Source organism: Paenibacillus sp. URB8-2, assembly GCF_013393385.1.
In the GTDB taxonomy this organism is placed as follows: domain Bacteria; phylum Bacillota; class Bacilli; order Paenibacillales; family Paenibacillaceae; genus Paenibacillus_AQ.
Genome location: NZ_AP023239.1, coordinates 5,143,620 through 5,168,889 on the forward strand (window position 1 = coordinate 5,143,620; position 25,270 = coordinate 5,168,889).

The window sequence follows — 25,270 nt, forward strand, 5'->3', positions numbered from 1 at the left end:
TTAAGTCATCTCTTCGGGTAAGGCTGGGGGAGAAACGCGGGAGCTATGTATTTTTTATGCCGGGGGCCGCGTACCGGAGCGTAAAGGATGTGCTAAGATGGAAGGGCGATACTGCGCCTTCCCTCGCCAGGTTTAGACATTCGTCGGAAGGCACGCAAGTGAAGGAAGAAGGCTTAACCTCTATCACTCTCACGAAAAGGATGACGACGTGTGACCAAGGAGCTGAAGCTGCTGCGGTACGGACTGATTGCCGTGCCCGCTTTTCTCTCGATGTACGTTCAGGAATATTCCAATAATGGCCAGTTCACCCTGCATCTGCTGATCCTTCTGCTGCTGGCGACGCTCGGAGCGCGCCTTCCCGCTCGTTTTACGGCGGCGATGGCCGCGGCGGAAATGCTGTACGCTTCCTGGCTGTGCTTCAGGTACGGAAGCCTCATGGCCCTTCCCTCCTTGTCCGCGCTGCTTGTCTATTCCCGTCTTCGGCCCCGGCCGCTGCCCTTTCTGCTAGCGGGGATCCATCTGGCCGCCCTGAACGCCGCCGTCATGGAGGCTTCTCCGCTGATTCGCGCCTGGGTTAACCTTGTGTTTCTGCTGGCTGCCGCGCTGTCCTTCCAGCTGCATTCGGCGGGACGCGGCAAGGAAGAGACGCTTCATCTGTACGATGAGCTGCGCAAGAAGCATTTCGAGCTGGACGAAGCGCGCAGCCGGATACTGCAGTTCGCCTCTCAGGTGGAAAATGCCGCCCAAGCCGAGGAACGGGTGCGGATTTCCCGCCAGCTGCATGACGATATCGGCCACCGAATGATCCGCGTCAAAATGATGATGGAGGCCGCGCTTCACACGCTTCCCTCCGCTCCCGAAGCGGGCATGACCATGATGGGGCAGGTGCGCGACCAGCTTGCCGAGTGCATGGACGACCTGCGTTTCGCTGTAAGACGCATCAGCCGGGGGCCGCAGCTTGAAGGCGCTTATGCCCTGGACCGGCTGCTGGAAGAGACGGGCCGGGATACTGGCATCGAGACCTCCTATACGGTGGAAGGCGCGCCTTATCCGCTCTATCCGAGCCTTCAGGTTGTGCTGTACAAAAATGCCCGCGAGGCGATCACCAACGGACTCCGGCACGGACATGCGACATCGGTCGGCATCAAGCTCCGCTACAGCCTGTCCGAAGTCACGATGGAAATCAGCAATAACGGAAAGACGACTATGGAAGATGATGGAAGCGAAATGGCGGAGGGTGATGGCGATAACCGGGACGATGGAATTGGTGCGGAACGGCTGTCCGGCGGTAATCGTGAATTACACCTTACCGGCGCAGCTGGCGGCATGGGCGGCATGGGACTGAGAGGAATGGAGGAGCGGACCCGGCTGGTCGGCGGAACGCTCCGGATTCGGACCGCTTATCCCTTTACTGTGATTACAACGCTGCCAGTCTACAAGCAGAGCGAAATTATATAGAGCGGCAGGGAAGATCAGGTTTCTTTTGAGGAGGGGAACAGCAATCGTGATTAACGTAGTAATCGTGGACGACGATTCCTTTATACGGGAAAGTCTGAAGGTGCTCGTCGGCATGGACCCGGATATTCAGGTATCGGGGGCCGCGGGAGACGGTGGCGAGGCATTAAAGCTGCTGGAAAACGGGGCGGTAGCCGACGTCGTGCTGATGGATATCCGCATGCCCGGTATTGACGGCGTGGAGGGAACGCGGCTGATCAAGCGGGATTACCCGAAGGTTGCCGTGCTGATGCTGACCACCTTCGACGATGACGAATATATTATCGAGGCGCTCAAAGGGGGAGCCAGCGGCTATCTGCTGAAAAACATCCCCCCGGACCGCATTATCCAGGGCATCAAAACGGTTCATGAAGGAAACATGCTCATTCATCCCGACATTGCCCGCAAGCTGGCGAGCTTTCTTCAGCCCGCCCCCTCGGATACGGCCCCCTGTCCGCTTGAATCCTACGGGCTGACCAAAACGGAGCTGTCGATTGTCTCGGCGATCGCCGAGGGATTTTCGAACAAGGAAATCGCCGCCGAACTCTTCTTAAGCGAGGGCACGGTCAAAAACTACATAACCGAGATTCTAAGCAAGCTGGGACTGCGGGACCGGACACAGATCGCTATTTTTTATTTGAAGAATCAGCGGTGAGTCATGGCGGTATTCATAGAGGGTGCTTAAATGACAGGTTCATCTCCAAATCAGTACCTGTCAGTGATTAGCAAGAGAGGGCGGCTTGAATGGAATTACAAGGCTTTCCTTACAATGATCTGAGTCTACCTAGTGGGGAACAAACGGGGCTGCCCCTTACATTGCGCACAACGCGAATCAGTCCCCAAAAGGCGATGCGGCTGCGGCGAAAGGCTGCGGAAAGGATTCGGAGTATGGGTTCGGAGTATGGGTTCGGTGAATGGGTTCGGAGTATGGGTTCGGTGAATTCCTTTCAGCGGCAGAGGTTGCGAAGAATTCCTGCAATTGTACATCTCTTTCTCGTCAAGAATCTCTCCCCAATCGATTTCCTGCAAATGCGCAGGCATTTCGCCCCCTTCTCCCCGTATTGGCATGCAAGTATCAAAATACCTGCATCCTTGCAGCTATTTCTTCTTCCCGGGTGAAATTCACCATGAAAACCTGTAGGTTTGCAGGAAAACGCCGCCTATTCTGGCTAAGCAAAAGGTTCTATTGAACCTGGATCCGCCTCTCCATCAGCGACTGACGGCATGATAGTCCCCCCGGCATGTTGTTTATGCAGCACGCTTGCCGAGAGAGGCGGCGTTATGCACGTAAGCATGCCGAGAGAGGCCGCGTTATGCAACACGCTTGCCGGGAGGACCCGAGCTTGGAAACCACTGCTACCCCGCTGCTGCGGCCGATTTGATAGTGCAGCAGAAGAGCAAGGCACAAAAAGCCCGGATTTCCAACGATGTGTCGGAAATCCGGGCTTTTTCGTTTTTATGACGCCAAGAGCGGGTCATAACCTCTTCCCTGCTTATCCCTTCGCCGATTCCGCTCCGGCGGAACCGGGCAGCGCCCCGGAAGCTCCCGGCGCGGAGGCCGCAGGAGACAGCGAACCGGCTGTCTCTTGCGCTGCTGCCGTCTCCCGCCGGGACGGCAGCGCCGAATCGCCGCCCTGTCTGCGGCGGGCGCCCGTCTTCATGAGGGCAATGCCGAAGATGCCGGCCGGCTTCTCCGGCGCCGTCGTATCTTCATCCGGCTGGGGCGCCAGAATGACGCCCAGCAGATGATGGTCGCCGTCGTATATGGCGCGCTGCAGGTACTTGCTCTCGCCGGCGGCGTTCTGCACCTCCAGCTTGCAGAACGCCGGACTCCGCCGCAGCGCCTCGTGCAGCTGCTGCGCCTTGCCGGTCAACGCTTCGCCGTTGACCTTCAGCAGGATCTCGCCCGGCAGGATGCCCAGCTCCTGCGCGGGGCTGCCGGGCAGCACGGCCAGCACCTTCAGGCCGTGCGGCGGATGCACGAAGAAGGGGCTGCTGCGGCGCTCCTCCAGAGCGCCGTACCACACCAGCCCTTCGTGCAGCAGCAGTGCCGCGAGCGCCGCGGGCAGCGTCAGCGGGCTGTACCAATCCGCCAGCAGGGCGAGGCCCAGCAGGGCGGCGCCGTACAGCAGCAGCCAGCCCGAAGCGCGGGCGCTCTTACGCTGCGGCAGCATGCCGGTCGTCAGCTGGCTGAAGCCGATGACGACCGGCAGCGAGACGAGGCCTAAGCCGCCGCCGAGCAGCGTCTGCCACGGCAGGTCACCGGCTCCCGCGCCTGCGGGAACGAGCAGGAAGAGCGGCAGCGGCCAGAACGCCTCCATCCGGTAGCCGCCCACGACCCGGCCGCGCTTGCCTTCCAGAAAGAGCGGCGTCGCAAGAGCCGGGCCCTGCCAGCGGGCCAGCAATGCCTCGGCAAGATGCAGGATGGCGGCCAAAGCCAGCAGCGCCGGAATATCCATTCCTCTTACCGCTGCCGCCGCCTCTCCTCCCAATCCTCCCGGCCGGAAATCCGGAAAGAAGGAAAGGATGAACTGCACGACACCGAGCAGGCCGATGGAATAAGCGAAGCAGAAATACCGCACCCGGAAAATGAGCAGAACGGCGCTGACCGCCCAGATGCAGACGACAGCGGCGCCCGTTACCGAGACGCCCAGCAGCACGGCTGCCAGCGAGACAAGAAGACCCGCGGCCAGTCCGCTCCAAATGACGCGCCATACTTCCCGGCCCCAGCTGTGCATTTTTACATGGATAAGCTTCCGCTCCAGCAGCGTCTGCCTGCGGTAATAAAGGGCGATGAACAGCAAAGCGATATAATAAAAGGGCTGCGTCAGCATATGCAGCGCGGCATTCCCCAAGCTTGCCAGCAGTTCCAGCATGTCATTCAAACGGATCGTCACGCTCCTTTGGGCTACGGCACCTTTAAGTGCGGCTCTTTCTCTATTCTAATGGAATCGAGGGGTCAAAGACAGGCCTAGCGGACAGAAAAATATGGGTTCCGGCTGTCTGCCGGCAAGAAATAACCCCCGCCAAACGGGGATCTCGCTTCAAAAGCTTATAAATGAGAAAAAGAAGGCTGCAGGCAGCCTTCTTTATGATTTCGACGCCTTCGCGCCGATCTCCTTTCGGATCTCTTCAATTCCCCGGTTGCGCTGATTGTCGTTCGCCGGATTCTGGATCGCCTTGATCAAGGCCATTTCCAGCGCTTCCGCCGTCTTGGCGTCAATGATGCCGGTGACCTTCAGCTTGGCCGCGCTCTGGAATTTCCGCACAGCTTCCTTCGTGCCGGCGTCAAAATAACCGTCCTTGCGCCCAGGCTTGTAGCCAAGGCCCTCAAGCATCGTCTGCGCGCTCTTCACGTCCGAGCTGTTCGTGTTGTATTGCAGCGGCCGGCTTTTGTCAATCGGCGACACCGCAAAATAATCCGGCTGGGCCACGGCGATATCCGGCTTGATGCCCTTGCCGTGAATCCAGGTGCCGTTCGGTGTCAGCCATTTGGCAATCGTAATCTTCAGCAGGCTGCCGTCGCCCAGCTGCTTGTCGAAGCTGGTCTGCACCGTGCCCTTGCCGAAGGAGTTCTCGCCGATCAGCTTGGCTCCGGCGGACTGCTGCAAGGCTCCCGCCAGGATTTCCGAAGCGCTGGCGCTGCCTTTGTTCATCAGCACGGTAACCGGATAATCCTTGCCGCTGCCCTTGGAGGTCGTCAGCTCGCGCTGCTTCTCCTTGTTCTCCACCTGCACGATCGTCTTGCCGTTCGGGACGAACTGCTCGGCAATATCGATGACAACCGGCAGCACGCCGCCGGGATCGTTGCGGACGTCGATGACAAGGCCTTTCAGTCCCTTTTTCTCCAGCTTGTCCAGTTCTTCCTTGAAGCGGTCCGCGGTGTTCAGCGAGAACTGTGTAATCTCGATAACGCCGACGCCGCCCTGTTCCATGGAGGAGTAAACCGTCTCCAGCTTCACGTCGTCCCGCATGATCTTGAAGGTCAGCGGGTTCGCTGAACCGCTGCGCTGGATGACGAGAACCGCTGTGCTGCCTTTAGGGCCGCGGATTTTGGCGACCGCGTCGTTCAGATCCATCCCCTCCAGCGATTGTCCGTTCACGGAGACGATAATGTCCTTCGCTTGAACTCCGGCCTTCTCCGCCGGCGAGCCTTTAATTGGCGACACGACGACGACTTTGCCGTTATCCGAAGACACCTCGGCTCCGATGCCGGTGAACGAGCCTTCGATGCTCTCCTCGAATTTCTCCGCCGTTTCCTTGGCCATATAATTGGAATAAGGATCGCCGAGCGCTTCCATCATTCCGTTAACCGCGCCGTCGATCAGCTTGGTTCGGTCCACGTTCTGGTAGTAATTGCTCTCGATCAGGCCGAGCGTCGTTCCAAGCTTCTTCGCCTCGCTCTGCTCTAGTCCGCCGATTGACAGGGCCGTTGCCGAGCTTTCCCCGGCAGCCTGTCCGGAAAAGAGCGAGCCTGTCACGGCTAGCGCCAGCAGGCTGCCGCACAGCAGGGCGGCGATTACCATAAAAGCCGCGGTGCTCTTTTTTATCATGAAGCCTTCACCGTCCCTTCTTGTCCATCATGCCGGTCTGTAGAGGTCCGTCCATAAGGATCGGTCTGACTTCCAGTATATGCCGTAATGCCAAATAATATTTATAATTCCTTGAAACTACAGGTAATCCATCGGCTCGACCGGCTTTCCGTCAATCCGAACCTCGAAGTGAAGATGCGGTCCGGTTACCCGACCGGTAGCACCCGATTCCGCAATGGTCTGTCCGCGCTCGACCTTGTCTCCAACGCTGACCTTGATTCCGCCTTCGCGGATATGGCCGTACAGCGTCCACATGCCGCCGCCGTGGTCGATAACCACGCAGTAGCCGTAGCCGCTCCACCATTCCGCGACAATGACCGTGCCCGCTTCGGCCGCATGAATGTCGGTGCCCTGCGGAACGGCGAAATCAACGCCGGTATGCAGCTTGCGCTCTCCCGTCACCGGATGAATCCGGTAGCCGTAGGGCGAAGAAATCCGCGCGCTGCCCACGGGCAGCAGCAGCGGACCGCTGCCGCTGGCGTAAGTGCCGCCCGAATCGTCGCCGCCGTGATCGACGTCGGAATCGTCTGAGCTGTCGGCCGCTGCCGCCGCCCTTTTCGCGGCTTCCGTGGCCGCTCTTCTAGCCGCTGCTGCTTTGGCCGCCGCCGCTCTTCTCGCCGCTTCTTCGGCCTTGATCTTGTCCTTCTGGTCTTCGAGCGCGGCCCGCTGGCTCGCCAGCTGTACCAGCTTGGCGTTCTGCTCCTGGCTGATATCCTCGGCGTCGTCGATAGCCTTGTCGTAATAGGCGATCAGCTGCTGCTTCTCCGCTTCCTTCTCCTTCAAGACGCTCCGCTGGGATTCCAGATCGGTGTAGAGCTGCTTGGCCTGGGCGTACTGGCCTTCCAGCTCCTTCTTCTTGGCGGTCACAATCGCTTCGTCCCGCTTATGCTGATCCAGCAGATCCTGATCCTGGTCTACGATCAGCTTAAGAGAATCCGCTCGGTCCAGAAAATCCGAGAAGCTCTTGGAAGAGAGCAGCACGTCAAGATAAGACACCGCTCCATCCGTATACATGAGACGAACGCGGGATTCAATCAGCTTTTGCCGTGAATCCACCCGTTCCTGCGCGGCGTCCAGCTCGGATGCCGTCGTCTTCAGCGATTTCTCGGTGCTGTCGATTTTGGAAGAAATCTGCGTCATTTCTCCCTTGACCAGTTCGATCTGGCCGAGCACGTATTGCAGATTCTGGTTCGTTTTATTCTTGTAATGCTGGGCCTGCTGACCCTGGGCAGAAGCTTTTTCCTGCTGCGCCTTGGCGCTCTTCACATCCTGCTGCAGCTCTTTAAGCTGCTTCTCGATTTCGGCGACGCTTGTCTTCTTGGCATATCCTTCAGAGGGCTGGAACATTACGGCAGACAGCAGCAGTACGGCTAATCCGGCGGCTATTTTTTTCAACTCGCGTTCCCCGTCCTTTGTTTATTAGTGTTCGGATGACCAACTCTTATATTTTCAAAAACTTGCGGATGGAAACGGTGCTTCCCCATACGCCGATCAGTATCCCCAGGCCGACCAGCAGACCGCCCAGCTGCATCCAGATATCATTAAAGGGCAACAGTCTCCAACCCATTAGCGGATCGCCCTTCATAGACGAATTCAGTCCGGTATAACCGGCATACAAAACTCCGACGGTAACCAGTGAGCCGAGCAGTCCGATCAGTGCGCCTTCCACAAAAAACGGCCATCGGATAAAAGCATTCGTCGCCCCCACCAGCTTCATGATTCCGATCTCCTTGCGGCGGGCCAGTATGGTCACCCGAATCGTATTGGAAATCAGGAACATCGACATCAAACCGAGCCCTGCGACAAAAACAAAGCCGATATTGCGGATCGTACGCGTGATCTTAAACAGCGTCTCGATAGCGCCCTGGCCGTATTTCACCTTGTAAATCGGCTTCTCCGGATGTGTGTCGTTCAGCGCCTCGATCTTCTTCGCCACAAAAGGTACGGTTGTCGGCTCAATCACTTGTACCCGGAATGCGTCGTTCAGCGGATTGTTGTCCTTGTCAAATCCCTCCAGGATGCTGTCGGCATCCGGCCCCAAATCCTTGCGCAGCTCAGCGAGCCCCTGCTCCTTGGAGACGAATTCGACCTTGCTGACCTCGGGCATGCTGCCAATTTCGTTCTGGATCGTATCGCGCAGAGCCTCTTTCGTTTCCAGCGTCAAATGAACGGTAATCTGTACCTGGCTGTCCGCTTTGTCTGCCAACGAATTTACATTTAGTACCAATAAAATAAAAACACCCAACACGAGCAATGAGACGACAATGGATGTGATGGAGGCCACCGACATCCAGCCGTTGCGGAATACGTTCTTGAAGCCTTCCCGCACATGCCGCAAGAAGGTTTTAAAACTCATATCCGTATTCTCCTCTCAGCTGGTCTCTGACAATCTGTCCATGCTCGATGGCCAGAACGCGTTTGCGCATTTTGTTCACGATATCCCGGTTATGGGTCGCCATGACAATGGTCGTGCCGCGAAAATTGATCTCGTCTAGCAGCTGCATAATGCCCCACGACGTTTCCGGGTCCAGATTGCCGGTAGGCTCGTCCGCCACAATAACCGCCGGATTGTTGACGATGGCCCGGGCGATGGCAATCCGCTGCTGCTCTCCGCCGGAGAGCTGGGAAGGCTCGCGGTTCGCTTTGGAGCGCAGACCCACAAGGTCTAGCACCTCGTTCACCCGTTTCTTGATTTGCTTTTTCGGCGCCTCGATAACCTCCATCGCAAAAGCGACATTCTCAAAAGCCGTCAGCTTTGGAAGCAGGCGAAAATCCTGGAATACCACGCCGATGTTGCGGCGCACGTAAGGAATTTTGCGAGGCTTCAGCTTGCCGATATTAAAACCGCCTACGGAAATCTGACCTTTGGTCGGCGTTTCTTCTCTATAAATCAATTTCATGAACGTCGATTTTCCCGCGCCGGAAGGACCGACGATATATACGAATTCGTTGCGGTCGATTTTGACCGACACTCCTTGTAGCGCAGAGGTGCCGTTGGGGTACGTCTTCCAAATATCCTGCATTTCTATCAAGTTATCACTTCCCGATTCTGACATTATCCGCTCGCGCTCTTCGACAATCCTCCGCGCAAGCTTCCATAAACTGCAATATTACCGCAACGTATCTATTGTAACAAATCCGTAACTGCTTGAGTACCCGAAAGTTTTGAAGGCACCCGGCATATATATCTAAAATATCACGCCCGGGCGCGCGTCCCTATAACTATATCGGAATAGCGGACCGTGTTTCTAAAGAGACCGAGCGCGGCAGAACCAGCGCCTGACGGCGCAAATATCGTTCCAGAGGAGACTTGCGATGAGAAAATTATATGGCGCCCTGATTGCGTTAACCGGCCTGATTTTGGCGGTTTCGCTAGTGTATGGAGGGCTGTATTTATATGCGGGGCAGCGCAGCGTGCCGAAAGGGACGGCGCTCGCGGGCTGGAATGTCGGCGGAATGGACATGGCGCAGGCGCGTGCGGAGCTGGAACGGAAGCTGCAATCGCTCCATGCGGTTCCGGTCACGCTGACTGCCGGCGGGGGGACGGATATCCGGCTAACCCTGAAGGAAGCGGGTATTTCGTATAATGCTGATCTGTTTCTAAGCGGCCTGGACCGGCTGACGACCGGAAGCCTGCTGGATCGGGTCAAGGCCCGCCGCGGCTTTGAGAAGGCCTGGGGCCTTCAGGCCGATTGGGACAGCGCTCTATTGAAACGCAGCCTGAGTCCCCAGTGGGAACGCACCGCCTTCGGCGATCCGGTGAACGCCACCCGGAGAATCACGGATAGCGACGGGATTGTCTACACGCCGGGAAGCACCGCACAAAGGGTGGACTGGGCCGCACTGGAGGCTTCGCTTAGAGCCGCGCTGCCCGTCAGCTTCGACCGGGCGGAGGCTGCTCGGGGCGAGGGAATCGTCATAGAGCTGCCCCTGAAGACAGTGCAGCCCGATGTGACGGTCGATTCGCTTCGGGAACAGGGCGTGGCGCGGAAGATAGCCGAATTCAGCACCTCGCTGGGCGCAAGCGGACCGGGAAGAAGCTACAACGTGGAATCCGCCGCGAAAGCGGTGAATGACACGCTCCTTCCCCCGGGCGGAATATTCGACTACGGCAAAGCGGTCGAAAAAGCGGTGAGCACCACCGGCTTCCGCGAAGCGCCGGTTATCGTGAACGGCAAGCTTCAGCCGGGCGTCGGCGGCGGCATCTGCCAAGTGTCCAGCACGCTGTATAATGCGGCGCTGCGCACGGGACTGGAGATCGTGGAGCGGCGCAACCACTCCCTGCCGGTAAGCTACCTCCCCAAGGGCCAGGATGCGACCTTCGCGCAAGGGTCGATCAATTTCCGCTTCCGCAATAACACCGGCAGCTATTTATTGATCCGATCGGCGGTCCGGGGGCGTACGCTGACCGTCAAGTTCTTCGGCACCTTCCCGCAAAATATATCGTACACGGTGGAATCGAAAACCGTGGAAATCCTGGCGCCCGGCAGACGAACCGTTCCCGATGCTTCCCTGCCGCGCGGAGCCTCGCGCACGCTCCAGAGAGGCAAAGCGGGGTATATCGTGGAGACCTATCTCGTCCGCAAGGTCGACGGCAAGGCCGTGGACCGGAAACGGCTGTCGCGCGACATTTATCGGCCGCAGCGATCCCTTGTCGCCGTCGGTCCGGGCGGAGCCGGACTGGCCGCGCCGGAACCCTCCGAACGTCCGCTGGTGGAGGACGGAATACGGAAGGAAAATTGAAGAGGGCTAACCGGTAAGTGAAACCGATCGGCCGCCCCGCGTCCATCCGCTTCATCATCTCCGCTCTAACCCAACAAGGCCGGAATCGCCAAAGTGCGGTTCCGGCCTTGTTGGAGTCGTCCGTAATTAGGATTTCTTTTTAAGACTTTTTCCCATCTATTTAATCCGTGCTTTACTTAGGGAGACCGCTCTCTTTACAATCGGCTGATATACTGATGATATACTCGTAGCTATGATTAATTTAGACATTCGGGAAAGGATGACTTCATATGATAACCACAAAGGCTGCATCAACCACCGTCAAGCTGGCGGAAATCATGCGCCCCGTCCCGGTAGTCCTTGACCATCACACATGCCGGCAAACGCTTCGCACCATGTTTGAGCACCCGGAATCCAAGTGTCTCGTCCTCTGCAATACCGCAGAGAAGCCGGTCGGATTGCTGATGAGCGAGAAGTTCTATTTAGTAGCGACCGGCAGGCTCGGAACGGATACGTTCTACAGAGAACCCGCAATGAAGCTGGCCCATAAACATCCGCTGATTGTCGACATCGCATGTGAGCCCCACACGGTTCTGGCCATGGCGCTGGACCGCAACCCAATACATCGCAACGACAGTATTATCGTCACTGACTGCGGCAAGCTGGCTGGAGTGTTGTATGTCTCCGATTTGCTCGCCTTCCGGTCATAGACAATACCGCACTCATCACCCGCCGCCACGAATCTTTCGCTTTTGCTTATCCCCGCTTCCCCTCTGCAATTAGAACAAGGTATCCGGAGACATGTCGATTCTCCAATATCCGTTAACCTTTTTCAGCTTCACCGTCACTCGCTCCGCCTCCTGCGTGTTGTTCGGATAAGGCACTGTCAGCTCGAAGACGGCAGCGGTTGCATTTTTGGAAACCATGCGGGCGGTCGCCTTCTCAAACAGCAGCAGATTCCCCAGATCGGCATTGACCTGAGCCATTCTTCCATTCTGTTCATAAAATTGCGTTTGAGCGTAAAAAGCCGCCGCATTATGCGTGTAGGCCTTTTTGACATAATGCAACAGCTGCTGCTTGGTGCCGATGTCGGCAGACAGATACCGGTATTCCTGTCCGTTATATTGAAAAGTCTCAAGCTTGACGAGATTCCCGCCCCGGTTTGTGTAGAAAAACACCTCTCTGGCATAAACCACGAGCGGGATGATACTGCTTGCCGTCAAGTTGTTGATGGCGCTCGGATTACCTTTTGCAGTCTTAACCGCCGCTGCGGCCGCCACCGTCTTCACCCCGCTTGAACCCGTTGACGCCGCCATCGCTCCGCTTCCCGCAGATACCAAACCCAAAGACAGCGCCAGCGATCCGATTAACCATTTTTTGTTCACTATTATTCCTCCTTTGGATTGGATTCTAAGCTATCAATACCCTTTTGGCACAAGAACGAAAACGATTTCAACTTAGTTCGGCGCAAAAAAATCCGGACTCCTCAAAGGAGCCGGATGCAGAGCGGAAAATGGATGGGGATGCCTTGGTTAATGGCCGGCAAAGGCTGTTTGGTCAGAGCCTGATTTTGTCCAGGAGTTCTTGTCGTCCGCTTTATCTTTGTCTGCTTCTTCATAGTAAGCCGTGAAAGATACCGTTGCCGTTAAAATACTGCTCACGCTTTGGGCGGCATTGTTACTGCTTGATCGCTGGAAAACAAAAGAATCCACGTTAATGATGCGCGGCAAAAGTTGCAGAGCCCTCATCCAGTTGCGGATGCCGGTATAGTCGCCCTCGACCACGGCAGTCATTTTCAGCGCCTTAACGGTTGGATAAGCGGCGGTGGAAGTGCCTGTCATTTCCTGAATGGGGTTCGTGTCTCCCGCTGTGAAGCTGATGTCCTTCAACCTGGCGTTCGTCACCGTACCGATGGCCCGCAGATCGAGAATTAATTGTTCGCTGTTATCACCGCGCGGAAGCTGCGCCAGCAGCGCTTCCTCTTCCGAGTCGCCGGGTGAGGAGCTTTGGAGTTTATCGATTTGGTCCTGCAGCAATTGATTCTGCTCATTCATCTGTGCGAGCTGCGATTCCTGTTCGCTGACCTTCCGGCTCGCGGACTGCACTCCCAGCAAATAAAAAGCCAACAGGATCAGAAATAGAATGAGCATTCCAAGTACAATTGGAGAACGGTATTTATTGAGTTGTTCCACTGCTGTCCTCCTCCCCCTGGCTGCCCTGCCCGCCTGTATCTGTACCTCCAGCGCCTTCGCTCGGCTTCTTGGTGGCAAGGTTCACCTTGTACACCGCTGTATATGATTTGGTTAATCCCGCTGCCGCTGGACCCGCGCCGGTATCTCCTTCTGTCAGCTTCTGAATCGAAGCGTCCACGGTAAATGACATTTGCCGAAGATTGGCCAGGTAGATCGAAGCATCCTCCATCCGCGGTACTTTTACGGTCAGATCAATGGATGTGCGGTACGTATAATTAATATTGCGGAGCGCACTGCCCTGCGGCAGCCCGGACGCCAGCTCATTCAGCACGGAAACGATGTTCATCTTGTACTTCAAAATTTCGTCGACCGCCGCTTTACGGTTCAGCTGTCCTCCGCCTCCGTTCAGCTTGGCAAGCTCCACTTGAAGCATCGTCCCCCGGTCCTGCGCTCCTTGTATTTGCTCGATGTTGTTCGAGATTTTACCGCGTTCCGCAGCGTAATAAATGCCGGTTCCAATAACGCCAAGCAGCCAAATACCGACAAGAGCCGTGGCAAGGTAAGGGAACAGCATTGCTTCCCTGTCTTCCCGAGGGAGCAGGTCTATCGTCAAGAAGCCGCTGCTGCGAAGAGCAGCCCCAACGGCCACACGGTAATCGTTAAGCCCAGGATCGGGCAAATTGGTAGCAGCAAAAGGATTCAGCCCGATCATGGAAACTTCCAGCTCCGTCAGCGACAGATTTAATTCCTCGAACAACTGTCGGCGGGCATCGGGAGATCCGGCGATCAGCACATTTTTAATACGGGTGCTGCCGTCGTGCAAGCTGTATTGATAGAAGTTGAGCATCCGCGAAATTTCGGCGGTAATCTCTACCATCTGCTCCGGCGAGAGCTGCTTCTGCGACGCCTCTGACGAGGCCGCCGCTTCCGCCCTATACTGTTCTCCGCCAGGAGCAAGGTCGGCCGATGGCATGGCCTGGTTCAATTCGCCTCGGTTAATCGTGCGGATGAACACCGGATTCCCGCTGCGGAACATGTACACATCCAGCATGGACTGCTCCATATTAATGAGCATCGTCTCTTCAAAGCTCTCGCCCTGCCCCAGATACAGGCTTCGTGCCAGCGCCGTCGCCGCGATCTCCACACTGCTTACCCGCAGACCCGCCTTTTCCAAAATATCGATGTATTCCTGGATCGGCTTGCGTGGAGCGGCAAAAACCAGCAGATGGCTTTGGTCCTCATCAATCTCTGTAGTCACGTAATCGTAAACGGGATTGTCGAACGGCAGATGCAGCCCCGTTTCCACTTCCAGCTTGACGAGCTGCTCCACCTGCTTGTCATTGGTGCTCGGAATGGTCATTTTTCGGACAATGATCTGAGACGGGGGAATGGACAGGGCAATCCGGGTGCCCCGCAGTCCTTCTTTCTTCACCCATTTCTTGACCCGGTCAAGCAGCGCGGCGCCTTCAGCCACCTGGTTCCCCACGATCATGCCCGGAGGGAGCGGGAGAAATCGTTTCTTGCGGACTTCCCATGACTTTTTGTTCTTCAAGCTGATATAGCGGATTCCCGTCTGCTCAATCGCAAGACCGGCCGCCGTTGTACTGAGTCCAAGCATATGAATCGATATTCCTCCTAACGGATGAGCGAGAGATACCCGCCTATAATCTGTGATCCGTAACCGTACGCGAGCAAACCACCGACCGCCAGCCACGGACCGAAAGGAATCGGCTGTCTGCGCCCCACCACGCCCAGCAGCTGGAGCGTTCCGCCGACAAGAGTTCCCAGAAGACAAGCGGTAAAGAAGGCGAGCAGAACATTCGGAAACCCGATGACCCATCCCAGCAGCGCGAACAGCTTGACATCTCCCATACCCATTCCTCCGAATAAAGCAAACGGAAGAATGACGCCGCCGCCGATTGCAGCCCCCAGCAAATGCAGCCACAGCGGGCCTCCCGGGAACAGCAGGGTCAACAATAGCAGAATCGGCAGAAAAAACAGCAGCGCCTTATCCGGAATCAGCATGAATTTCAAATCCGAGACCGTAACAATGACAGCCAGACTGGACAGCATCATCGCGGTGATTCCACTGCCGTTCAACCCAAACTGGAGATAGGACCACAGAAACAGCAGTCCCGTCGCGAGTTCTCCCAGCGGATAGAGCGGAGACACGCGGGTGCCGCAGTAGCGGCATTTCCCGCCGGCTGCAAGCCAGCTGAATACCGGAATCAGGTCTCTTGCTTTCAGCCTTGTCCCGCAGCTTGTGCAGTGCGACGGCGGAGACTTCAGCGATTCCCCCGCCGGCACCCGCAGCGCCACGACATTATAAAAGGAGCCCAGAATCAGTCCGAGCAAGGTGATATATATAGCGATAAAAATAGTCATTGTTTAGTTTCCCTTTCGGGGATTTTAAAAAAGGAATCGGAATGGTCCGATTCCTGGGTAGAAATTATGTTATTCAATAATAACTTTAAGTTCCCGATGGAGCTGTAGAAGCTGTAGCAGGTGCTGACGGTTTAGATTTCAACACTTCCTCAGCCGTATAGCTTTTTGAAGAAGTATTAGAAGTACTCAAAACAACTGCATAACCTGAACTTGCATTTACTAACTTGCCTTGCGAATCAAAGTTTACTGTTATTGCGGTTAAAGGTACCTTTGTACTGGGGAGGTAAACTGGGTTTTCCAAGTACCCTCCGGTTTGAAGATTAGTTAGAGTAACATCTGTGCTTGAATTTGAGAAATCCCCGGCTTTTTCGCCAATAATATACATACGCGCTGCATTGAAAACCTGATTTGCAGTCGCGACATCTGAATCTTTTTTAGTATTATTAATAATTCCGCCGATCAAAGGTATAGCAATAACCGAAATAATCCCCAAAATAACGATAACCGCCAACAGCTCGATCAGCGTAAACCCCTTCTGATTCTCTTCCTTGCTCAATCTTTTCTTAATCGCGTTTGCCAACATTTCGTGTCTTCCCCCTTGATAAAATGTGAGTAGATGATACCCGAATGGTTTGATGCGGCGGAACCAGTCTTCCAGATCCTCTGCATGCAAAACAAATATAAAATAGCCTTTTCGTCGTCCAGCCCATGCAGAAGATGCTTAACCGCCCACCTGTTCCGGCGCCACCCCTCTCCAATTAATCCGGTTACCCCATATTGCTGTACAAACTGAACATCGGCAGCATAATCGCCGCAACAATGACTCCTACCACTCCGGCCAAAAAAGCGATCAGCAGCGGTTCCAGCAGCGACTTCAAACGGTCCACGGTGTTCTCGACATCCATCTCATAGAAGTCCGCCACCTTGGAGAGCATCTGGTCAAGCGCCCCGGTCTCTTCGCCGATGGCGATCATCTGCGTAACGAGCGGCGGGAAGACCCACGCTTTTTTGAGCGGATCGGAAAGCGGGTTGCCGAGGCGAAGCGAATCGCCCGCACTGCGGATATACTTGCCGATAACCTTGTTGCCGGCGATCTCCTCTACAATGCTCAGCGACTGCAAGATCGGCACCGAGCTGGCGTAGAGAGAAGAAAAAGTGCGCGTAAACTGTGCAATCGAGCCCTTTTGATTCAGCTTGCCGAACACCGGAATCTTCAGCTTCGCATAGTCAATGGCATAGGCCCCTTTTTCCGTCCGCTTCGTAATTTGGAAGGCCGCTACCAGCAGAATAATGCCAAGCATCCAAAAATACCACTGGCCCTGGATGCTTTTGCTTAACGCCAGCACCAGCTTCGTAATCGCCGGAAGATCGGCGTTCATGGATTCGAACATCGTGACGAACTGCGGAACAATGGCCCAGAGCAAATAAATGACGGCCGCAACCGCCATAATGGCTACGGTGATCGGATAAGTCAGCGCGGACTTGATTTTCTCGGTTGTCGTGTGCTGTTTTTCAAAGAACATTGCAAGCCGATCCAGCGTTCCTTCCAAATCGCCCGACTCTTCGCCCGCGCGGACCATGCTGACAAAAAGCGAAGGAAAAATCTTCTTGTGCTCCTGAACGGCCTGCGAGAACGCGATCCCGCGCATCAGGCTGGAATTCACGTCCTGCAGCGCTTTTCTCAGCGGCTTGCTGTCGGTCTGCTCCGCCAAAATGCGGGTTGCATCGATAATCGAAACGCCTGCGCGGATCAAGGTCGCGAACTGCCGGCAATATATAATAAAATGAATCGTCTTCACCGGATTTCCGATATAAATGTCCATCGACAGGATGGAATTCTTCTGCTCGTTCAGCAAAAATACGGTAAGTCCCCGTTTGCGAAGCTCTTCCATCGCCGATGGCTTATCAAGGGCTGTAAGCTTTCCCTTCAACTGTTTGCCGCCGGATGTCCGTACTTGGTACTCAAATTGTGGCATCGGTTCTCACCTCCGCCATGTAAGCCTTGGCCGCCTCCGGACGGATCAACCCATGCGATAAATAATCGCGGATGGCCATGTCAAGAGTATGCATGCCGAGCGAGCGTCCGGTTTGCATAATATTTTTGATCTGGTGCGTCTTCTCGGTGCGGATCAGGTTGGAGACCGCCGGTGTGTTCAGGAGAATTTCCGTCGCGCACAGACGCCCTTTGCCTTCAGCCCGCGGGAACAGCCGCTGCGAAATGACGGCCAGCAGCACGGAAGCAAGCTGCAAGCGAATTTGATTCTGCTGATGCCCCGGAAAGACATCGATTATCCGGTCAATCGTCTGCGGTGCATCGGTCGTGTGCAGCGTTGCCATGACGAGATGCCCCGTCTCCGCGGCGGTAACGGCTGCCGAAATCGTCTCCAGGTCGCGCATTTCCCCGACGAGAATAACGTCAGGGTCCTGGCGCAGCGCCGCCCGCAGGCCGTTCGAGAAGCTGGACGTATCGCTGCCGACCTCGCGCTGATCGATCAGGCACGTGCCGTGGCTGTGCAAAAACTCGATCGGATCCTCCAGCGTCACGATATGCTTGCGCTCATTCCGGTTGATATGGTTCAGCATCGCCGCAAGCGTGGACGATTTCCCGCTGCCCGTCGGCCCTGTTACCAGAATCAGGCCCTGCGCCTTCAGCGCAAGGGCAGACAGCACCGGCGGAAGCGCAAGCTGTTCCAGACTCGGGATTTCCGCCGGAATGCTCCGGGCTGCAATGCTGATCCCTCCCCGCTGCCGGTAGACGTTAACCCGGAACCGCACACCGCCTTCCAGCGGATAGGAGAAGTCGAATTCGCCGGCGTCCCGAAACTCCTTCTCCCGTTCAGGTCCAAGCAGATCGAGCGCCATCTGCTCTGCCTCCCCCGGGCCAACGAGTCCGCCCTCCACGTTATGCAGCTTGCCGTCGATGCGCAGCACCGGCGGAGAGCCGACAGAAATGTGCAGGTCGGATGCTCTGGAGGAGTATGCCATATGCAGCAAATGTGTAATTTGTCTTGTATCGGACGGCATGGTTATTCTCCTCCTGTCATTAATGCGAGACCGTTTCCCGCAGCACTTCCTGCAGCGTCGTCAATCCCTGGGATACCTTAAGAAATCCGTCTTCCATCAATTGAACCAATCCCCGTTCCTTCGCCGCTGCCCGCAATTCTTCAACCGAGGCGGAATTCGTAATCAATTGGCGGACATGGTCATCAATTGTCAATACTTCATGAATCGCAATCCGCCCGCGGTATCCGGTTGTATTGCAGCTTCCGCATCCGCGGCCGCGGTGCATGACTTCCCGCTTCAAACCGTACTTGCCAAGCATGATCGATTCCTGCTGGGACGGAACGTAGGCCTCTTTGCATTCTGTGCATATTTTGCGCACCAACCGCTGCGACACGACGCCGATCAGCGACGAAGCGATCAAATACGGCTCGACTCCCATATCACGCAGGCGTGAAACGGTACTGATCGCGTCATTCGTGTGCAATGTGGACAGCACCAGGTGTCCTGTCAGCGAAGCTCTGATGGCGATTGCGGCCGTCTCCGTGTCCCGGATTTCCCCGACCATGATAATGTTCGGATCTTGACGAAGAATGGAGCGCAGACCGGCTGCAAAGGTTAATCCGATCGCCGGATTGACATGAACTTGGTTGATCCCCTCCAGCTGATACTCCACAGGGTCTTCAACCGTGATGATATTGACGCTCTCTTCATTCAGCTGGTTAAGAGCCGAGTACAACGTCGTTGTCTTGCCGCTGCCCGTCGGCCCCGTTATCAACAGAATGCCGTAAGGCTTGCCAATCATTTCTTTAAAAGCCTCGGCATTGCCGTCGCTAAAACCGAGGTTATCCACCGACTTAACCCCGATGCTCAGATCGAGCAGCCGCAGGACGATTTTCTCGCCATGCATCGTAGGCAAGGACGATACGCGGATATCGACCATCTTGTATTCGAACTGCATCTTGATCCGGCCGTCCTGGGGCAGCCGACGCTCGGCGATGTTCAGGCGGGCCATAATCTTTAGCCGTGCCGTAATGAAGCCCTGCATCTGCTTTGGAATCAGCCGCTCGGTCCGCAGCGTACCGTCAATCCGGTATCGGATGGCGAGATTATTTTCGCCGGGGTCCACATGAATATCCGATGCCCGTAGCTGCACCGCCTGCTGAATCATCTGGTTGACCAGGCGGACAATCGGCGAGTCCTCATCGGTAATTTCCGTTTCTTCAATCTCTTCCTGCGAAGGAAGCTCACCCATCATCTGGCTCATTGAATCGCGCATGCCGTAATGCCGGGCGATCGCCCGCTGCAGCTCGTCTCTTGTGGAGATTGCGGGCTCGATCCGGAATCCGGTGCTCATGCGCAAATCTTCAATTGCAAAATAGTCCAAAGGGTCCGCCATAGCCACCATCAGCTTGCCGCCCTCTTTCATAAAAGGCAGAACTTGATAGCGCTTGGCCATGCTTTCGGGAATAATCTGCGTAATCGCAGGGTCGATCTGATATTTAAAAAGGCTTACATGCGGTATGCCTAGCTGAAATTCCAACACTTCGATCAGCTGCTGCTCGGTTATATAACCTTGCGAAATAAGCAGGTCTCCAAGCTTGCGCTTCGATTTGAGCTGTTCGACAAGCGCTTCCTCAAGCTGCTCCTGCGAGATGATCCCATTCTCTACCAGCAAATCTCCAAGTCTTTTTTTCACAATAACCAACGCAAACTCATCTCCATGCCGTGTAGTGTTTAATTTTTTATCGGCTGCAAGACTTTTAAAATTAAGAAATAGGAGTGGGTATTTCCCATTACATTTTCACAAAAAGGAACCGATAAATCGCTTATGTATTCTTTAATTCCAGGAAGCCGGATAAAACTGAATTTCACTCATAAAATGTAGTTCCAAAGTCTCGAATTTCAGGGTAATTTTTCATAGTTTTTTATTGCCTATCAATGAAAATTATCCTAGAATGATATATAGCATATAATAGGTAGTTTTACAATTAAAATTGCCTGAAAGTTATCGGTTTATAGAAAAATTTGAAATAAAATGCCAGAGTAAAGTTCTTATATAGAATCGGGGAGAGATTGCCTTGAAGCTTACCAAATCTAAATTACTTTTAATATTATCGGGCCTCGCTGTGTTGGGCCTGCTTGTGATGCCTGTCAAAAGCCTCATGCTGAGAGTGAATGCGGAACCCTTTGTTTACAACATCCGCATTTTGGAGGTTACAAACAGCGGGGAAAGCGATTTCAAATCGCTTACGGCAGCTAACGTAATCGTTGACACCATGAGCATGAACCGGTTTGTTTCGCTGCGCGATGACTTCGACGGAAAATACGACGCCGTCTATATCGGCAAGGGTACATACAGTAAGAATGGCAATTCCGGCAAATCTGATGACTCAAGCGACATCACCTCTCTAAAAGCAAAGCAAATTGCCGACTACTATATTAATAAAGGTCTTACCGTCATTTTCAACAATGCGTCTTTTGAGAGCCAAACCGGCATTCTGTATACTTCGTTCAATAAGTATCGTACAGACTCTCCGAGACAGAATGTCCGTTTTGTCAGCGACAGCGATTTAAGCACGTTCATTAATGACATCAACAGCGGCAGTACCGACGTTCTCCGTATGCTGAAGCAGCGCCCCCGTCTCACAATTACCAATAAGAGCGATATTACCGATTATAACCAAAATAAGAATTACCTTTACAGACCCGGCGACACCCTGGACTTTAAGTTCAATGTAGCCAATGTCGAGGATTTGAAGCATCACCCTATTTTGGTCAAGCTGTATGTCAGCAGGGATAAGTCCGTTCCCATGAAGGAGTCGCAGGTCGTTTCCGTCACGACTTTGGAGCAAAGCCCCAATGGAGAGATTACGTATACGCTTCCCGATGCGGCATCTGGCCTGTTGTACTGGAAACTGGAAATCATCGATAACTTGAATGCCACTAAGTTAAAAGATTACGACAGCGGCACAATCCGTTTCCGGGGGAAGCAGAAGGTTCTGAATGTTTTGCAGGTACTGCCCTCCGTAGGTAACAGCGAGCGATCGAGCAGTCTGCTCGACCCCAATAACATGAACCAGAGTTATTTGAATACGGAAGATTACAGATATAACATTACTGTCAAGCCGATCTCGGAGTTTAATAATGATATCGCCGCCCGGTATGAACTGGATGGGACCTATGGGCTTAACGGCACCTACGACATGCTTATTCTCGGATTCCGGAACACCGGAAATACTTCCCTCACGGATGGTGCCGCACAAGCTGTTCTCGATTACGCCAAGGTAACGAGACAGAGCGTTATTTTGGCAAACGATGCGGTGTATCACGGGAACAGCCCTGCGGCCAGAGCATGGGAACAATATTTTATGGATATCGCCGGACAGATTGATCCGCAGAAGAACTCCAACGTTAATGCGCCTTATTCAGCTAAATCGGTCAAGCCCGTCAACGACGGACTGCTCGCCCATTATCCGTTCTATCTCAGCGCGCTTAATGCCCATAACGAGCAAACGGATATCATTACGCCGGAAATTTCCACAGCCCATAATCCGTCCTATTCGCTAAATCTGGAGGACCCGGAAATTATTCCGTGGTATAACATCATCGGCGCAAACCGGGACAGCGACGATAGTGCGAATCATTACTATACCTATAGCAAGGGGAATATAACGTATTCCGCCACCGGACATATTTTAGGAACGCCCAGCAAGGAGCACTTCCCGGATTGGGAACAAAAGCTGTTCGTCAATATGATGTACCGGGGGTACATCGGCTCCAACCATAAACCGGAAATCACCGTCCATTTGCCGCAGCAGAACGATACGGTGCCTACTTATCAGAATGGGATTACCGTCGATTATAAAGTCGAAGATCCGGACCCTGAAGATCAGGAATTATATACGACAATCCGTTTCAAATCGAATGGCGTCTACTTAACCAACACCGGAATGGCGGAAACCTCCATACTTTCGGGAAAAACAGTTCATGAAACCTTCGCCAATCCGCTTCCGGACGGCGGGCCGCTGACCATTGAAATCACTGCCCGGGACAAGCAGGGGGCGCTGACCGTGACAAGCATTGACATCACCGTCCTCAAGGCTTCCGCCAATCTGGAATTGACGCGTACGCTGTCGTCCAACGTCAACGCCAGCGGCGAAGTTGCCATGGATGAGGCGTTTACCATTACGTACTCTGTTAAGCTGAAGTCCATTCCGTTCGATCAGGCGGGGACCGCTAATCAATCCTCAGCAGCGTTGACCATCTCGGACATCCGATTCCTTGAGAAGCTGCCTGCAGATCTGGAGCGAAACGGCGACTGGCCTGCGGGGATAAGTGTTTCCGGTGATGCAGCAGCCGGATATACACTGAGTAAATCGCTTGGCAGTATCACCTATACGTTAAAGACGGTCGACGGAGTTAAGACTTACGTGCCCGACTCTGCCGATCCAATCGTCTTCAGCATCAATGTGCGGGCGGCCGTCGCTAATACGTACCATTTTGACACTGCCAAGGTCAGCTTTGTCGATGCTCATCCGGTCTTGACGACAACGGCGACGCCTACGGCTGTGGCGACAACCAGTCCGTCGCCTACGGAAGCCACGGCCAGTCCGGCTGCAACGGGGACAACCCCGGCTCCATCAAACTTCGACCCGTCGGTCTCCTCGTCCGGCTCATCGCTGGGAATTGCGGGCGATTATAACGCCTTCATATTCGGCCCGGCGAATGTGACAGCTTCCTTGAAAGGGAACTTGGCGGCGGGAGGAAAAACGACGACCAGCGGGGTCGATATTAATCAATCCAATGGAAGCAGCGTTCCTTATGCGATCGTCACCGGCGGAGATCTTGATTTTCACAACGGTACCGTTTACGGAAATATTTTGCATCAAGGAAGCTACACGAAGGTAGATAGCGGCAATATCATAAACGGAACCTACAAAAAAGGGTCGCTCATCGATTTCGAGACAGCGCGCTCCTACTACCAGATTCTTTCGGATAAATTGGCGGATGTTACTCCTAACGGAACTTATGATAAGGATCTTAATTTATCTGGAACTGGCACGGGAACGGATTCCATCGTTGCTTTCAAGATTGAATCTAAAACTTTTGAAAAAGCAGGCTGGCCCAATGTATCTCAGATTTCCGGCAAGAATATTATTTATACGATTACCACAAAGGATAAGGATAAAGATAAGGATGTTATTACTTTGAACAAGGCTTTCGGGCTGCCGAGCGGGGTTAGCGGGGATCATGTGATCTATAACTTCCCGGATGCCGAGACGGTTAACATTTCCGGAGTGGAAATCAACGGGTCGGTATTGGCGCCCAGGGCCGTTCTGAACTTCACCAACGGGCAGATTCACGGCAATGTGATCGCGGCATCGCTCAATGCGTCGTCTCTAATCGACATTAAGTCCTATGCAGGCCCGCTGCCCATTGTGATGCCGACGGCAACGCCTTCTGCAACACCGACGCCAACGCCGCCGTCACCATCGCCGGTACCGACGCCTTCGGCAACGCCGTCCCAGGCACCATTGCCGTTACCGACTACCCTTTATTTTCCGAAAATGACCGTGACAGCAGTGGAAATAATAACTAAACTGACGGTATCCGATACCACCTTGCTGGTTGGGGACCAGCAAAAATTGTCCCGGACGATTGAACCGGTGAGCAGAGCGGCAGACCCGTTGAACTGGAGTTCCAGCAACGATTCAATTGTCAGCGTCGACTCGGGCGGCGTCGTCTATGGCAGGTCGGCAGGCACCGCCGTTATCACGGCTTCTACCACCGATGGAAGAAACCTGAGCTCTTCGGCTACGGTTACGGTTCTTAATCCGTCGAGTCCGGCACCAAGTCCATCGGTTCAGCCAAGCCCATCGGTTACACCAAGTCCAACAATTTCGTCAAGCCCAACGACTTCCCCAAGTCCAACGAATCCGGCCGATCGGACATTGAGCCTGACGGCCGACAAAGATAAGGTAGTCATTAACGAAAGCGTGGCTTTGACCGCGGCTTATTCGAACTCGAACTCGAACGAGACCGGAGTACAGTATACGTGGAGCGCTGTGGATAACATGGGGAACCCAGTTTCAATTACAAGCAGCCAGGGATCTGCTGACTTCACAGCTGCAAAATCTGGCCGCTACACGATTACCGTCTCGGTAATCAGCGATCAGTTTACCGAAGCCATTACCCAAACCAAGGAAATTACCGTCGGACTTAACTCCTTGACCATCGGGTATCTTTCAACGGTGTTTGTCAATAATACGATTACTTTGACCGCATTGCCCGATCCAGCTGCACCTGAGGAGGAGTATGAATGGCATCTTGTCAATAATGGAGACGTTAGCCACGGCGGCTTTGTAGATGATCAAGGCGACATAAAAACTGAAGCTGTCGGTAACACTGTAGAGTTTAAAGGTATCCAGCCTAGCGGAGGCATTGAGGTTGTTGTAACAGCAGCCGGAATCACCAGCCCTCCATTCACGATCAAGGTATTATCCGAGCCGAATTTGGAATTCTCACCGGATTACGGCGTAATTAGCATTAATCAGTCACTCAATCTCTATTCGCTCCTGCATACGATCGATCCTTATGGCGATATTACTGCAAGCCTGGCGGGAAAGCTGGTCTGGACAATCGAAGGCAATCACGAGGGACCAGCCGTTACGCTCAAAATAAGCGATAAGTCTACCGTCATGATCACCGGCATTCGGGAGGGGACGGAGAGGATCAAAGTTTCCTATCCAAAAGGAACAGGAGAAATAGTAACTGCCTATTATACGATTAAGGTTATTGATCCGGCCACGGCCGATCATCGTTACTGACAAAGCCGAGCATGGATGCCAAGCCAATAGTATATCTCAATTTAAAAAAAGCAGC

At 54.3% G+C, this 25,270-nt stretch carries 18 protein-coding genes; 5 read left to right on the top strand and 13 right to left on the bottom strand.

What is annotated here, in order from left to right; all coding sequences use genetic code 11:
* Window positions 1-210 precede the first annotated feature (210 nt).
* Both PUR_RS23835 and PUR_RS23840 read left to right on the top strand, forming a co-directional pair.
* Window positions 211-1,458 (top strand): sensor histidine kinase, encoded by a 1,248-nt coding sequence (locus tag PUR_RS23835; RefSeq protein ID WP_232101621.1) that lies wholly within the window; start codon window positions 211-213, stop codon window positions 1,456-1,458.
* A 46-nt stretch (window positions 1,459-1,504) separates the two neighbouring features.
* Window positions 1,505-2,149 carry a response regulator transcription factor gene (locus PUR_RS23840; protein WP_179037352.1) on the top strand — a complete coding sequence of 215 codons (645 nt, stop codon included), beginning with the start codon at window positions 1,505-1,507 and terminating at the stop codon, window positions 2,147-2,149.
* Between the two features lie 838 nt (window positions 2,150-2,987).
* Here PUR_RS23840 and PUR_RS23845 read toward each other — a convergent pair.
* The 5 genes from PUR_RS23845 to ftsE form a co-directional block, all read right to left on the bottom strand.
* Window positions 2,988-4,370, bottom strand: a complete 1,383-nt coding sequence (locus PUR_RS23845) for a PDZ domain-containing protein (RefSeq protein ID WP_179038053.1) — start codon at window positions 4,368-4,370, stop codon at window positions 2,988-2,990.
* Window positions 4,371-4,583: 213 nt separating this feature from the next.
* Window positions 4,584-6,047, bottom strand: a complete 1,464-nt coding sequence (locus tag PUR_RS23850; protein WP_179037353.1) for a S41 family peptidase — start codon at window positions 6,045-6,047, stop codon at window positions 4,584-4,586.
* 117 nt (window positions 6,048-6,164) lie between these two features.
* The gene (locus tag PUR_RS23855; RefSeq protein ID WP_179037354.1) at window positions 6,165-7,481 is read right to left on the bottom strand and encodes a murein hydrolase activator EnvC family protein; all 1,317 of its coding nucleotides are present in this window, start codon (window positions 7,479-7,481) and stop codon (window positions 6,165-6,167) included.
* 46 nt (window positions 7,482-7,527) lie between these two features.
* Window positions 7,528-8,442 (bottom strand): permease-like cell division protein FtsX, encoded by a 915-nt coding sequence (gene ftsX, locus PUR_RS23860; protein ID WP_179037355.1) that lies wholly within the window; start codon window positions 8,440-8,442, stop codon window positions 7,528-7,530.
* The gene (gene ftsE / locus PUR_RS23865; RefSeq protein ID WP_179037356.1) at window positions 8,432-9,118 is read right to left on the bottom strand and encodes a cell division ATP-binding protein FtsE; all 687 of its coding nucleotides are present in this window, start codon (window positions 9,116-9,118) and stop codon (window positions 8,432-8,434) included. Before ftsE ends, ftsX begins: the two co-directional genes overlap by 11 nt.
* 283 nt (window positions 9,119-9,401) lie before the next feature.
* Here ftsE and PUR_RS23870 point away from each other — a divergent pair, with 283 nt between their 5' ends.
* The gene (locus PUR_RS23870) at window positions 9,402-10,829 is read left to right on the top strand and encodes a VanW family protein (RefSeq protein WP_179037357.1); all 1,428 of its coding nucleotides are present in this window, start codon (window positions 9,402-9,404) and stop codon (window positions 10,827-10,829) included.
* 269 nt (window positions 10,830-11,098) lie between these two features.
* Window positions 11,099-11,518 (top strand): CBS domain-containing protein, encoded by a 420-nt coding sequence (locus PUR_RS23875; RefSeq protein WP_179037358.1) that lies wholly within the window; start codon window positions 11,099-11,101, stop codon window positions 11,516-11,518.
* A gap of 69 nt (window positions 11,519-11,587) precedes the next feature.
* Here PUR_RS23875 and PUR_RS23880 read toward each other — a convergent pair whose 3' ends face one another.
* The 8 genes from PUR_RS23880 to PUR_RS23915 form a co-directional block, all read right to left on the bottom strand.
* Window positions 11,588-12,193, bottom strand: coding sequence for a DL-endopeptidase inhibitor IseA family protein (locus tag PUR_RS23880; protein WP_179037359.1), 606 nt, complete (start codon window positions 12,191-12,193; stop codon window positions 11,588-11,590).
* 147 nt (window positions 12,194-12,340) lie between these two features.
* The gene (gene pilO, locus PUR_RS23885; RefSeq protein WP_179037360.1) at window positions 12,341-13,000 is read right to left on the bottom strand and encodes a type 4a pilus biogenesis protein PilO; all 660 of its coding nucleotides are present in this window, start codon (window positions 12,998-13,000) and stop codon (window positions 12,341-12,343) included.
* Window positions 12,984-14,618, bottom strand: coding sequence for a pilus assembly protein PilM (gene pilM / locus PUR_RS23890; protein WP_179037361.1), 1,635 nt, complete (start codon window positions 14,616-14,618; stop codon window positions 12,984-12,986). Before pilM ends, pilO begins: the two co-directional genes overlap by 17 nt.
* Window positions 14,619-14,635: 17 nt before the next feature.
* Window positions 14,636-15,385, bottom strand: coding sequence for a prepilin peptidase (locus PUR_RS23895; RefSeq protein WP_179037362.1), 750 nt, complete (start codon window positions 15,383-15,385; stop codon window positions 14,636-14,638).
* 85 nt (window positions 15,386-15,470) lie between these two features.
* The gene (locus tag PUR_RS23900) at window positions 15,471-15,968 is read right to left on the bottom strand and encodes a type II secretion system protein (RefSeq protein WP_232101622.1); all 498 of its coding nucleotides are present in this window, start codon (window positions 15,966-15,968) and stop codon (window positions 15,471-15,473) included.
* A 184-nt stretch (window positions 15,969-16,152) separates the two neighbouring features.
* Complete coding sequence (locus tag PUR_RS23905) at window positions 16,153-17,361, bottom strand: type II secretion system F family protein (RefSeq protein ID WP_179037363.1); 1,209 nt, start codon at window positions 17,359-17,361, stop codon at window positions 16,153-16,155.
* Entirely contained in the window at window positions 17,348-18,409 is a 1,062-nt protein-coding gene (locus tag PUR_RS23910; RefSeq protein ID WP_179037364.1) for a type IV pilus twitching motility protein PilT, read from the bottom strand. Before PUR_RS23910 ends, PUR_RS23905 begins: the two co-directional genes overlap by 14 nt.
* Window positions 18,410-18,428: 19 nt before the next feature.
* Complete coding sequence (locus PUR_RS23915; RefSeq protein WP_179037365.1) at window positions 18,429-20,093, bottom strand: GspE/PulE family protein; 1,665 nt, start codon at window positions 20,091-20,093, stop codon at window positions 18,429-18,431.
* Window positions 20,094-20,466: 373 nt separating this feature from the next.
* Between PUR_RS23915 and PUR_RS23920 the strand changes: the two genes are divergently transcribed.
* Window positions 20,467-25,215 carry a collagen-binding domain-containing protein gene (locus PUR_RS23920; RefSeq protein ID WP_232101623.1) on the top strand — a complete coding sequence of 1,583 codons (4,749 nt, stop codon included), beginning with the start codon at window positions 20,467-20,469 and terminating at the stop codon, window positions 25,213-25,215.
* The last annotated feature ends 55 nt before the right edge of the window (window positions 25,216-25,270 follow it).